Source organism: Mesorhizobium maamorense (assembly GCF_044998965.1).
Classification (GTDB): Bacteria; Pseudomonadota; Alphaproteobacteria; order Rhizobiales; family Rhizobiaceae; genus Mesorhizobium.
Genome location: NZ_CP173356.1, coordinates 1,383,993 through 1,396,190, shown reverse-complemented (window position 1 = coordinate 1,396,190; position 12,198 = coordinate 1,383,993). Strand labels below are relative to the sequence as shown.

General features: G+C 62.9%; 12 protein-coding genes and 1 pseudogene. 2 read left to right on the top strand and 11 right to left on the bottom strand.

Annotation, left to right across the window (positions count from 1 at the left end; all coding sequences use genetic code 11):
- Nucleotides 1–38 precede the first annotated feature (38 nt).
- Nucleotides 39–2,777: a DUF2339 domain-containing protein gene (locus tag ACIU1A_RS07055; RefSeq protein ID WP_404926958.1), complete on the bottom strand. Its 2,739-nt coding sequence runs from the start codon at nucleotides 2,775–2,777 to the stop codon at nucleotides 39–41.
- A 255-nt stretch (nucleotides 2,778–3,032) separates the two neighbouring features.
- On the opposite strand from ACIU1A_RS07055, the gene ACIU1A_RS07050 reads away from it, so the two are divergent.
- Nucleotides 3,033–3,497, top strand: a complete 465-nt coding sequence (locus ACIU1A_RS07050; RefSeq protein WP_404927870.1) for an NUDIX domain-containing protein — start codon at nucleotides 3,033–3,035, stop codon at nucleotides 3,495–3,497.
- Nucleotides 3,498–3,542: 45 nt separating this feature from the next.
- Here the strand turns inward: ACIU1A_RS07050 and ACIU1A_RS07045 are convergent, their stop codons facing one another.
- The 9 genes and pseudogenes from ACIU1A_RS07045 to ACIU1A_RS07005 all read right to left on the bottom strand — a co-directional run bounded on the left by ACIU1A_RS07045 (nucleotide 3,543) and on the right by ACIU1A_RS07005 (nucleotide 11,068).
- Entirely contained in the window at nucleotides 3,543–4,061 is a 519-nt protein-coding gene (locus ACIU1A_RS07045) for a PaaI family thioesterase (protein ID WP_140555803.1), read from the bottom strand.
- The gene (gene recO, locus ACIU1A_RS07040) at nucleotides 4,058–4,828 is read right to left on the bottom strand and encodes a DNA repair protein RecO (protein WP_140565009.1); all 771 of its coding nucleotides are present in this window, start codon (nucleotides 4,826–4,828) and stop codon (nucleotides 4,058–4,060) included. The genes ACIU1A_RS07045 and recO overlap by 4 nt, the downstream gene beginning before the upstream one ends.
- Before the next feature lie 132 nt (nucleotides 4,829–4,960).
- Nucleotides 4,961–6,097, bottom strand: a complete 1,137-nt coding sequence (locus tag ACIU1A_RS07035; protein WP_140517808.1) for a porin — start codon at nucleotides 6,095–6,097, stop codon at nucleotides 4,961–4,963.
- A 580-nt stretch (nucleotides 6,098–6,677) separates the two neighbouring features.
- Nucleotides 6,678–7,567, bottom strand: a pseudogene (locus ACIU1A_RS07030) (aminoglycoside phosphotransferase family protein).
- A gap of 5 nt (nucleotides 7,568–7,572) precedes the next feature.
- Nucleotides 7,573–8,505 (bottom strand): GTPase Era, encoded by a 933-nt coding sequence (era, locus tag ACIU1A_RS07025; RefSeq protein ID WP_404926957.1) that lies wholly within the window; start codon nucleotides 8,503–8,505, stop codon nucleotides 7,573–7,575.
- Nucleotides 8,502–9,227, bottom strand: coding sequence for a ribonuclease III (gene rnc / locus ACIU1A_RS07020; RefSeq protein WP_404926956.1), 726 nt, complete (start codon nucleotides 9,225–9,227; stop codon nucleotides 8,502–8,504). Before rnc ends, era begins: the two co-directional genes overlap by 4 nt.
- Before the next feature lie 4 nt (nucleotides 9,228–9,231).
- A complete protein-coding gene (gene lepB / locus ACIU1A_RS07015; RefSeq protein WP_404926955.1) occupies nucleotides 9,232–9,981 on the bottom strand; it encodes a signal peptidase I in 750 nt (249 codons plus the stop codon).
- A gap of 77 nt (nucleotides 9,982–10,058) precedes the next feature.
- The gene (acpS, locus tag ACIU1A_RS07010) at nucleotides 10,059–10,472 is read right to left on the bottom strand and encodes a holo-ACP synthase (RefSeq protein ID WP_140494597.1); all 414 of its coding nucleotides are present in this window, start codon (nucleotides 10,470–10,472) and stop codon (nucleotides 10,059–10,061) included.
- Nucleotides 10,469–11,068 carry a DUF2062 domain-containing protein gene (locus ACIU1A_RS07005; protein ID WP_140517804.1) on the bottom strand — a complete coding sequence of 200 codons (600 nt, stop codon included), beginning with the start codon at nucleotides 11,066–11,068 and terminating at the stop codon, nucleotides 10,469–10,471. Before ACIU1A_RS07005 ends, acpS begins: the two co-directional genes overlap by 4 nt.
- A gap of 218 nt (nucleotides 11,069–11,286) precedes the next feature.
- On the opposite strand from ACIU1A_RS07005, the gene ACIU1A_RS07000 reads away from it, so the two are divergent.
- On the top strand, nucleotides 11,287–11,808 hold the full coding sequence (locus ACIU1A_RS07000) for a GNAT family N-acetyltransferase (RefSeq protein WP_404926954.1): 522 nt from the start codon (nucleotides 11,287–11,289) through the stop codon (nucleotides 11,806–11,808).
- Here the strand turns inward: ACIU1A_RS07000 and ACIU1A_RS06995 are convergent.
- Complete coding sequence (locus ACIU1A_RS06995) at nucleotides 11,805–12,194, bottom strand: VOC family protein (RefSeq protein ID WP_404926953.1); 390 nt, start codon at nucleotides 12,192–12,194, stop codon at nucleotides 11,805–11,807. The two genes, ACIU1A_RS07000 and ACIU1A_RS06995, sit on opposite strands and share 4 nt — an antisense overlap.
- Nucleotides 12,195–12,198: the final 4 nt, after the last annotated feature.

Here is a 12,198-nt window from a genome sequence, read left to right as displayed (position 1 = left end):
GAATATTCATATATTCCATTTTGAATATTCAAACAATCCTAACCCTCACGCCCCTTCGCCACCCTGGTCAAAAGCCGCTGGTAAAACAGGCCGATGCCAATCAGCACGGCGCCAAGGCCGATGAAGGACAGCGCGCGAAGCACACCCTCCAGCTCCGACATGTCGAAGAGGAACACCTTCAGTACGGCGACCGCGATCAATGCGGCCGAGGCGATGCGCAGCACCTGCGATTTCAGCCAGACGCCGGCGGTCAGCAGCGCCACGCCGATGATCAGCCAGAGTGCCGAATAGGTGTAGGTTTCCAACTGGCCAAGGCTGCTCCACAAGCCGATGAACTCGCCTTTGAACAGGCGCCGCACCGACAGCGTGGCATAGGCGAAGGCAAGCAGTGCCGCCACCAGCGCCAGCATGGCGGCATACCATTTCGGCCGCTTGTTGCGGGCATAGAGCGCAAGCCCTCCGGCCGCGACCGCCGGCAGCAGATAGGCGAGGAACAACAGGTTGAAGACCGGGATCTGCCCGGTCGACTCGTCGGTGAAAAGCGGGTTCAGCACCAGGAAATGCTGCACGACGATGAAGGCGACCGAGATCACGCCCGCCGCCATGGACCCGTAGCGCAGCACGGAACTTGGCGAGCGCCTGTCGATGGCCACGAGTATGGCGCCGGCGCCGATCGCGATCAGCGTGTAGATGGCCTGTTCGGCAAGTGTGGGCGCATCGCTGTTGAGGACACCGCCATGCATGGCGTGGCGCACCAGCATGGCAAGCGTCAGCAGTGCAAACAGCGCCGCCGAAGCTTCCATGGCCAGGCGCGGCCGGCCGTCGATGGTGCGGGCCAGTTGCCAGGCGGCGAAAGCGAAGGCGAGCGCCGGCACGCCATAGCCCGGCAGCAGCCAGTTGAAGACCGGGGTCGTCGACAGGAACTCGGGGCCAACGACGGTCGGATCGAAGATGACACGACCAAGCACCGCCGCGACCGCGCCGACGGAAATCCAGCCGAGCACCGGATAGGAACGCCAGCGCGTGGCCAGCGCCGGCACGATTGCGGCCGCACCAAGCAGGATGGTTGTCCAGCCGGAACTGAAGGCCATATGCAGCATCAGCAGGCCTGCGAGCGCGGCTCCGCCGAGCGCGAAGGATACGGCCGCCCTGCCCTGCAACGGCGGTTGCTCGCCTCGCGCGATCCACTCGCCGCCGGCAGCGAAAACCACGACCAGCAGCGCCGCCACGGCGGCGTAGGCAAGATCGCGGTCGAGATTGCCGAACGTGAACCAGAGTGCCAGCAGGACGACCAACGGCACGATGACGCCCCACGCCGCCCATGACGCAGCGCGGAAGTGGGTCGCGGCGGCAGATTTGCGGGCGGCCCAGAAACCGGCGCCGATGAAGACAAGGCCAAGCGCAACACCGATGCGCAAGGTCAGTGCGTTCGATGTCGCCAGGGGCACGGCATCGATGCCCAAGACGTCGCCTGAAAAATCGGAAGCGATCGAAGTCGGCGGGATGATGCCGAGATAGATCAGCACCGTCACCAGTCCCGCCGCATGGAGCAGTGGCAGCGCTGGGGGGCGGTAGAGCGCGACGGCCACCATCGCGGCGAGCACGACGGCTCCCGGCAAGGCATCGCCGGCAGCGACGAAGGCCGGATCGACCGAAAGGCCCAGCGCCGAGAGGGCAACAAACAGGCCCGGCGCGACGGACGGCCAGTCGAAAGCCGTGGCTGATCCGCCTTCGTCGCTGCGGCGGGCGAGCCAGACGAAGGCGAGCACGGCCAGCGTGACGGTGTTCACGAACAGGATCACGGATAAATTCGCGCCCGGCGCATCGGTCATGTAGAGGATCGTCCAGATGCCGGTACCGACAAAGGCCGCCGTCATCAGCAACTTCCAATCGCGCATGCGGGCAATGACGCCGCTGGCGGCAAGCACGATCGCCAGATAGCCGAACAGGGCCCAGGGATTGGGCGCCTGAGAGGCAATCAGCATCGGCGTCACCATGGCGCCGACGAGGCCGATACCAGCCAGCGCCTGGCCGTGGACAAGGGCGGCGGCAATCGTCGCTATGCCGATGGCGCCGAGCAGCGTGAAGGCGAGCGCCGGCCCGATAAATCCGTAGATGCCATGTGCGGCATAGACGGCGCCGAACAGGATGAAGGCGCCCGCCGCAGTCAGGATCGCCGGGATGTAGGCGCCTGCGGCGCCTTGCACGGGCACCCTGAAGCCGGTGCGGCGAATGAATTCGCCGGCTGCAATCAGCACAAGGCCGAGCAGCCCGGCCATGGTCAGCCGCACACCGGGGCCGAAAATTCCGGCTTCGATCGTGTAGCGGATGAGAAACAGGCCGCCCAGCGCCAGTGCCAAACCGCCGACCCAGACCGCCCAGCGGGTGCCGAGCGCCGTTTCGATATCGGGTTTGCCGGGCGCTTTCACCGCTGCGACAGGCTCGGCTACCTTGGGCGCCGCCTCGCCTGGTGTCCATGGTCCCGGCTTGACCTCGTCCGTCGCGGCGTCGGTTTCCAGAGCCGGCAGCGCCTGCCCGGTGGCTGCCTCGCTGGCCGTTGGCGAAACGACCACGGCCGCAGCAACAACGGCTTCGGCCGGCTGGCCCTCGGTCGCCGCCGGTTCGGACTGCTTGGCGAGAGGCGGCACGGCGCCGGAAAGGACGAGGCTCCGCAGTGCGCCTAGCTCACGCTCGATCAGTCCGATGCGGCTCTGCTGGCGCGAAATGATGACGAACAGCGCGATGATGGCGACAAGGCCGATCAGGCTTTCAAACATGGCGGCTCCCCCAAACCAGACCAGTTGCTACTGACAATCAAATGTGGCCTGCAAACGACCAGCCAACGGCCGTCGGATCGGCGGCTGGAAAGATCGAGCATGTTTCGGCGTCGAAAGCCAGCGGCTTGCGCCCATTGGCCCTCGGCATCGCTTGCGAATGGCCGGTTTCCGGAACATTGCCTGCCAAACCCGCAGCCGATGGCCTATGATACCTTGGCCGCAAAGGGTTCTCCAAGCGATGTCATGAGAATACGCATGCCGCAACGAAGCGCAGGACTGCTGATCTACCGGCGAAACGCCGGGGCCCTCCAGTTCTTGCTCGTCCATCCGGGTGGACCATTCTGGGCAAGAAAAGATGAGGGGGCATGGTCGATCCCCAAAGGGCTCGTCGACGAAGGCGAGGACGAGTTGAAAGCCGCCCGACGTGAGGCGGAAGAAGAACTCGGCGTCGCCATCAACGGCGACTTCCAGCCTGCCGGCAGTTATCGGCAGCCTGGCGGCAAGATCGTGAGTGCGTGGAGCGTCGAGGCCGACGTCGACACCGATGCCGTCAAAAGCAACATGTTCACCATGGAGTGGCCGCCACGGTCGGGATCCATGAAGGCATTTCCCGAAGTGGACCGGGCCGGTTGGTTTTCAGAGTTGGAGGCCGGTCTCAAGATACTCAAAGGCCAGCGCGCGATCCTGGACGATTTCGTGGAACGGCAAAATGCCGGATAACATCCGCTGTTATCACCGCTCGCCCAGTGCGCCTTAGGACGATTCCTATCGTGCCGCCAGATTGGAGGCCGGGAAGATCGAGCATGTCTCGGTGCCGAAAGCCAGCAGCTTGCCGCCGGCGTCCTTCAGCGTCGCTTCCGAAACGGCCAGCGTGCGGCCCTTGTGAATGACCTTGCCCTCACAGACCACCTCTCCGGTCCTGGGCGTGATCGGCCGCGTCAGGTTCACCTTGAATTCCGCCGTCGTATAGGCCTCGCCCTTTGCGAGCAGCGTCTGCACGGCGCAGGCAAGCGCCGAATCGAGCAGTGTCGCCGCCCAGCCGCCATGCACGCCCCCCAACGGGTTCAGATGGCGCTCGTTCGGCACGCCTCGGAACACGGCACGGCCTTCCGAAACTTCGGTCAGAGCGAAGCTGAGCTGGAAGGAAATCGGCGGCGCCGGATATTTGCCATCGATGATGCGCTGCAAAAGTTCCAGGCCGGTGTAGGCAAGCATGTCGGCATGCGGAATGGTGCCGAGGCCGAGCGGCGAGACCCGGCCTGGATAAAGTTCCACTTCGCTCATGTGATGATTTCTCTCGCGGCGGTTTCTCCGGACAGGCCTTTTGTCGTGTGGTGCTTGCGCAGCGCGGCAAGGAAGCCGGCGCGCGCGTCTGGTTGCTCGATGCCGCGCGGCTCATAGACATGACGGGTGAAGAAGAAGCCGGTGAGCCGGAAGGCATCCTGGATCGCCGCCGGATCGGCGCGCAGGCCGGAGCCACGCAGGAAGGCCGGCAGCGCCAGCATCTTGTCGCGCCAGGGCGCGCCGGCTTCCCGCGACACCGCTCGGCCCGATTTCGGCGAGACATAGGCAAGATCCTGCCGCGTGCCGGTCGCGGCGCACTGGCTGAGATCGAGACCGAAGCCCAGTTCGTCGAGGATCAGGAGCTCGAAACGGGCCACCAGTTCGCCGGCTGCATCGACGTCATCGAGATGCACGATCATCACCGACAGCGCCTCGTAGAGGCCGCCATGGGCGTCGCGCTCGGGCAGCAGGCGCAGATGCGCGGCCATGGTCTGCAGGCCATATACGGCGACCGCACTCTCCATCAACCTAGCCGCATTCATCTCGATCGCTTCGGCCTGGAACGTGCCGAGGTGCTCATCCAGGCGCGCCCGCCAAAGCAGGTCGACACGGTTGCCGGGCTGGAGAACAGGCTGCTGCTTGCGCGAGCGCCCGCCGCGCACGAGGCCGAGATGGCGGCCATGCGCACGCGTCATCACCTCGAGGATGGCGCTGGTTTCGCCATGCTTGCGGGTGCCGAGAATGATTCCCTCGTCGCGCCATTCCATGCCTGGAGCATTTCACCGATCGGGTGGCGAAATCAAGGTACGGGCTTGGTGCCTGGGCTGGCTCTCGCAAGGGTGCATAAAAAGCCGCCCGCAGCATAGCTGCGGGCGGGTCTGGTGGGGTCAGTCGATCCGTTAGAACGAGCGCTGGAAGCGGAGGATGCCGCCGACGCTGCTCTTCTTGTCGGCCTTGGTCCAGTTGTTGAAGTCGGCGTCGTCGAATTTTCCTGCATTGAGGTAGTCGACTTCAGCCGTGATCGTGTAACCGGGCACAATCGTGTATGCGACGTTGGCAGCGACGCCGAGATTCTTCCAGTCGTCATAGGAGATCTGGGCGTTGAACGAGGTCTTGTCGTTGAACTTGTAGGTGCCGCCACCCCAGATCGCCCAGTTTCCGCCCCACGGCTTGTATTGGGTGCGGCCCGTGCCGAAGTCGTTGATGTTGTCGTTGGTGCCGTAGCCGCCCATGACGAACAGCGTCAGTTCCTTGCCGACATTGACGTCCAAGCGAACCTTGCCGGCCACTTCCTCGTAATTGCTGTCATAGGCGACGACGCCGGTGACCGCACCCCAGTCGCCCTTGTACTTCAAGCCGCCGACGACATGCGGAACATAGCTGTCGATCGTGTTGACGCCGGTACCTTCTTCGAGCGAGACCACGGCCGAGAAGCCGCTGCCAGCGTCGAAATAGTACTGCACGACGTTGGTATCCTTGATACCGTACGGGATGATCGTGTCCTGGATGACGTTGCCGGCATAGCCGATAAACGAATCGTATGCCGTTTCATCCTTACCGACGCGCAGGCCGCCGAGCTGAATCCAGGCGAAGTTGAGGGTGGTCGCCTTGTTGCCGGCCTGCCAGCCAGTGCCGCCAGTCTCATAGTCGCCGCTGCTGTTGCCAAATTGAAAGCGAGTCTCGGTGTAGGTCTTCAACGTACCGAGCTCGGTTTCCTGGCCGGTCCAGGTCTTCAGCGCGAAGCGCATGTTCTTGTAGTAGGTGTCGTGGCTATCGCCGTCCATGTGATCGGCAACGTTGTTGACGCCATCCAGCGTGCCGCTGTCCCCGACGCCTATGTCATAGCGGAGATAGCCGCCGATGCGCAGGCAGGTCTCGGTGCCGGGGATATAGAAGTAGCCGGCGCCGTAGACGTCGCAGATCCTGACGTATTCAGCGGGTTCCGGCTCGGCGACGACGACAGCGTCGGCGGCGCGAGCGCCGGAGACCGCGATCAGTGCCGCGGCTGAGCCGAGAAGAAGGCTCTTGATGTTCATTTTCTGACCTCTCCAGTCAAAGTTAAAAATGGCTTCGGATTTTGGTTGGCGGATATATTTTCCCGCCTCACCACAACGAAAAAGGCCCGCACCGCGTCCCCTTTTCGCGGCGAACATACCCATCAATCTTCCGCCTTCAATGACAATTCCACAAACATTCGGGATTGATGACATAGATTAAATCTGTGTTGCAGAAATAGCACTGGCGAATTCACTTAAAACCACGGCACCGCACAAGTGGAACATTGTCATATTTCCGTAATAATTCCCTGTATGTTCCAATTTTATGATGATATTCTACGAACACCAATTGTTTGAGAAACTTCGCGTAAATAAACCCACTTCCATGGTCGTTTCTACCTAGCCATTCCCCAGCCACGTGAAACCGAAGCCGATCCCCTCGAAGGAGTCTTTCAGCGGGTCACGGGCACGCCGGGACGGACCACAGGCCATGATGGGAAGATCAATCCGACGTCGGCGGACTCGTCTGCAAGAATCCGCGCTGGCCAACTGAGAAGTCGACCCAACGGAACCTCGGCGTCCCTGGTCGATAGCCACCAGCCAACGGTTTGGGTCATTATTACCGGCGCTTGTGGTCGGCCAGCACCGCGTCGATCACGCGCCAGGATTGTTCGATCTCGGCCGAGTTGATGTCTATCTCGCCGGCGGCGGTGATCAGCGCCTTCCACAGTGCCCAGCCGCGGCCGCGCGCCCAGGTCGCGTCGTCGACGCCGAGGCCAGCGCGGAAGGCCCCCTGCTCTTTCCCTCGAACAATGTCCAGGCAATCGCCAGATCGCATGAGGGCTCGCCGACGCCGGAGGTGCCGAAGTCGATCACCGCGCTTAGCCTGCCGTGTTCAACCAGAAGATTGCCTCAGCTGACATCGCCGTGGAACCAGACGGGCGGGCCTTGCCAAGGGGCGGCAAGAGCCGTTTCCCAGACAGCGCTTGCCGCGCCGGCGTTGATACGGGTGTCGAGCGCCGCGATCGCTTGTCTCGTCTCCCCGTCATAGACGTTCAGCGGCCCGCCGCGAAAGAAATTGTGTTGGCCCGGCCCCGGTCCGCCAGCCGGGTCGATCCGCTTCAGCGCAACCAGAAAGCCGGCCAGGTCCGCCGCGAATTCCGACAGGTTGGCGATACGCTCGCGCTTTGCAGTCTCACCTTCGATCCACCTGTAGACGGACCAATGCCACGGATAGCCTTCGGCCGGGGCTCCCATCGCCAGCGGTATAGGGATGGGCAGCGGCAACAGCGGCGCCAGCCTCGGCAGCCAGCGATGTTCCTTCTCCACTTGCAGGGAATAGGCGGCGGCACTGGGCAACCGAACGGTCATCTCGTCGCCGAGACGAAAGCTTCTGTTGTCCCATCCGCCAGGTTCAATCGGCCGAACCGCAAGATCCCTCCAGCGAGGAAACTGCGCCGCGATCAACCGGCTGACCAAAGCTGCGTCGATATTCGACTTGCTAACCATCCATCCTAGTGCGGAAACTCGAGCCCCATCTCGCGGTAGCGCTCGGGATCGTCGCCCCAGTTCTCGCGCACCTTGACGAACAGGAACAGATGCACCTTTTGCTCGAGGATGCCGGCGATTTCCATACGCGCCGCCTGGCCGATGGCGCGGATGGTCTCGCCCTTGTGGCCGAGCACGATCTTCTTCTGGCTGTCGCGTTCGACATAGATGACCTGCTCGATGCGCACCGAGCCGTCCTTCTTCTCTTCCCATTTCTCGGTTTCGATGTGCGAGGAATAGGGCAGTTCCTGATGCAGCCTGAGATAGAGCTTCTCGCGAGTGATCTCAGCGGCGAGCTGGCGCATCGGCAGATCGGAGATCTGGTCTTCCGGATAATACCAGGGCCCCACCGGGAGCGCCTCGGCAAGGTAATCGAGGAGGTCCTTGCAGCCCGAGCCGGTCAGCGCCGAAACCATGAAGGTGCGCTTGAACGGCACTCTTTCGTTCGCTGCTGCCGCCAGCGCCAACAACGCCTCCGGCTTGACGCGGTCGACCTTGTTGAGGATCAGCGCCATCGGCTGGCGCACATCCTTCAGGCGTTCGAGAATGGCATCGGCATCACCTCTAATGCCACGCTCGGCATCGATCAGGAGCAGCACGATATCGGCATCCTTGGCGCCGCCCCAGGCTGTCGTCACCATTGCCATGTCGAGACGCCGCTTCGGCTTGAAGATGCCCGGCGTATCGACGAAGACGATCTGCGCGTTGTCGTGCGTGGCGATGCCTCTGACGATGGCACGCGTCGTCTGCACCTTGTGGGTGACGATTGACACCTTGGCGCCGACAAGCTGGTTGACCAGCGTCGACTTGCCGGCATTGGGCGCACCGATCAGCGCTACGAAGCCGGAATGCGTAACGGCCGCAGGCGCGGCCGGAACCGTGTCTTCCGTGGCTGTCATGCCGCGTCTCCCTGATCGATCCAGACACCTTCACGAATGAGAAGGGCGGCGGCGGCGGCCTGCTCGGCCTCGCGTTTGGAGCGGCCGCTGCCGACAGCCGGCTGAAACCCACCAACCATGACACTGACGGTGAACAGCGGATCGTGATCCGGCCCCTCTCGGCTATCGATGCGGTAGACGGGCAGGGCGCTTGCCGCCTGATGCGCCCATTCCTGCAACTCGGTCTTGGCGTCGCGTCGGCCGGCGCCCGACGCCTGCGAGCGCGGCTGCCAATATTTGTGGATGAAAGCGCGCGCCGCTTCCAGCCCGCCATCGAGGTAGAGCACGGCGATCAGTGATTCCAGCGCGTCGGCGCGCAGATTGACGCGCTTGCGTCCCTCGAGCCCTTGAACGTCGGATCCGGCGCGGATCAGCTCCGGCAGACCAATATGTTCGGCGATCTCCGACAGCGCCTCGGCATTGACCAGCGCGTTGAACCGCAGCGACAATTCGCCTTCCGCCGCATCGGGAAACGCGGCCAGCAGCATATCGGCCACCACGAGGCCGAGAACCCGGTCGCCCAGGAACTCAAAGCGCTCATAGTCGGTGCCGGCATTGGCGCCGCGGGCGCTGGCATGGGTCAAGGCACGCTGCAGGCGCCGGCGATCGGCAAAGGCATGGCCCGTGCGCTCCACCAGCGCTTCGGCGAGCGCGTCGGCGGTCAGCCGTCTTGTCGCCGCCATGACCCTAATTAACGAAGTGGAAGAGGCGCGAAGCACGCATAAGCGACGGCCACTTCCAGATTTCGAGCGGGCTCGCCTTGCCGGCGATCGAGAAGAAAACAAGGTTGGCCCGGCCAACCAGGTTTTCGGCCGGAACATAGCCGACGGAGAATCGGCTGTCGGCGGAGTTGTCTCTGTTATCGCCCATCATGAAATAGTGATCGGGCGGAACATCGAACTCGCGCGTGTTGTCGCCGATCGAGTTCGGCGACAGATCCAGCGTATCGTAGCTGACGCCGTTGGGCAGCGTCTCGCGATAGACGTCGATCGGATAGTCCTTTTCGGTGATGTCGGGATTGTCGATCTGACCGGTCTTCACGCGCGGGACTCCGACGCCGTTGATGAACAGCTGCCCGTCCTTCACCTGAATCTTGTCGCCGGGCAGGCCCACCACACGTTTGATGTAGTCAACGGACGGGTCCGGCGGGAACTTGAACACCACCACGTCGCCGCGCTTCGGCTCGGAGCCCCAGATGCGGCCCGAGAAAATGTCCGGGCCGAAGGGCAGCGAATAACGGGAATAGCCGTAAGACCATTTGGTGACGAAGAGATAGTCGCCCTCGAGCAGCGTCGGCCGCATCGAACCCGACGGGATCGAAAAGGGTTGGAACAAGAGCGTGCGAATGACCAAGGCAAGCAAAAGCGCCTGGACGATGACGCTGACGGTTTCGCCAAGCCCGCCGGATTTCTTCTGGGGTTTTTCAGCCACGCTCATGTCGTCCTCGATTGTGCGTTGGATGGTATAGAGTCTCGGCGCGCGCTGGGCAACGTCATGCCGGTGGTCAGATGCAATCAATGTGGCGCTTGTTCGACGGGCAACGCTTCGATGATCACAAAGGCTTGAGCAAGCGGAAAATCATCCGTGATGGTGAGATGGATCATCGCCCGATGGCCCTTTGGCAGAATCGCGTTCAGCCGCGCCTCGGCGCCACCGGTCAGTGCCATGGTGGGCGCGCCGCTCGGAAGATTGACGACACCCATGTCGCGCCAAAACACGCCCTGCGCCAGACCGGTGCCCAGTGCCTTGGCGCAGGCCTCCTTGGCGGCGAAGCGCTTGGCGTAGGAGGCCGCCCGCGCCCGACGATTTTCGGAGCGGGCCTGCTCGACCTCGGTGTAGATTCTCTGGATGAAGCGCTGGCCATGGCGCTCCAAGGACTTTTCAATGCGTCTGATATCGATCAGGTCGCTGCCGATGCCGATGATCATCGCGCGGTGGAACCGATGCTTGCGCTTGGGTGAGACGATTGCTCATGGCGGGCCGCGCGCTCTGCCAGCCGTTTGCGCCGCTGCTCGCGAAAGGCGTTCATGCCCCAGCGCGTGATGGCGTAGAACAGAAGCCCAAACGCCAGTCCAAGCGGTATCGCACCGATCAGCATCGGCTTCAGCACCGGGGCCCACAATTGCGCGAAGGAAAGGTTGTGCAGCATCTCGCCCAGATGCGCGGGCGGGCCGTGCGCCGGCAGGCGGTTGTGCAGGATCAGCTTGCCGGTCTCCCAGGAGGCGCCCCACAGCAGCGGGAACGTCAGTGGATTGCCGAAGAATACGGCGCCAAGTGCGGCCGCCACCAGATTGCCGGCTATGAGCCAGCACAGCACCGCGGCAATGGCGAAATGGAAACCCACCGGAAAGAACGAAGCAAAGACGCCGGCGGCGACGCCGGCCGCCACCGCATGCGGCGTGGCCTTCAGCCGCAGGATGCGCTTGGAGAAGTACTGCAGCGAGCGCGAAAACGACCGGCGCGGCCATAGATAGGTACGCACCCGCTCCAAGAGGCCATCAGGCTCGCGGCGTCGAAAAAGCACTCTATTCCAATTCCTGATCTACCAATACCCGCCGTCCTGCCACCCCAAGCCAGGTCACAGCAACTTATCTTGCGCTTCCGGGGCGCAGAAAGGCAACAACGACTTTGATATAGCGACAGGCTGCCTTCGGAACAACGAAACGCTGCCGCGATGGTCTGCCGCAGGGGGTAACAAGATCGCCATTGAGGCGAAACTGAGGAAAAAGAAGGACGGCCGGCATGGCCACCATTCGACCAGCGCGCGACGACGAGGCGAAAGAGTTGCCCGATATCGAGCAATCCGCCGGGCTGGCGTTTCGTTCCATACCGGACCTCGCCTGGATCGCCGAAGACGGCAATATGAGCGTCGAGCGGCACCTCGCAATGATCACCGAGGGCACATGCTGGGTCGCCACGGACAAGCGCGACCGCGCCATCGCCTTCTTGAGCGCCAGCGTTGAGGACGATGCATTGCATATCCTGGAATTCGACGTTCGTTTTGAGTGGCAGGGCTCGGGCATCGGCCGAGCCCTGCTGGAGACCGTTATCGAGGAGTCCAGGCGCCGCGGCCTTGCGACGATCACGCTGACGACATTTCGCGATGTTGCCTGGAACGCGCCGTTCTACAGAAAGTTCGGATTCCGCGTCCTGGAGGACGCGCAGATCGATGCGCGGCTCGCCGGGTGGCTGAGACAGGAAGCCGCGCACGGCATGCCAACGAGCCGGCGCTGCGCAATGCTGCTCGATCTCGCGCGGATTTAACGGCGGCTATCCAGATATTCACTGACCTCGACCAGATTGTCGTCGGGATCGCGGAAATAGACAGACATCATGCGACCGCGTGCGCCGACCCGCTCGACCGGTCCAAGTTCCACCGCCACACGATCGGCTTCGAGACTGGCGAGGAGTTCGCCGAGCGGCCGATCGGTGATCAGGCAGAAATCACCGGATCCGGGCGTCGGCGACTTCGCCTTCGGCTCGAAGGTGCGGCCGACCTCGTGGACATTGATCTTTTGGTTGCCGAAAGCCAGCGCTGTCGGCAGGCCCGGCATATCGATGCGCCGAAAGCCCAGAACGCGCTGATAAAAGGCGCAGGTGGCCTCGAGCGACGCCACTGTCAGCACGAAATGATCGATACTGATGATCATCCCG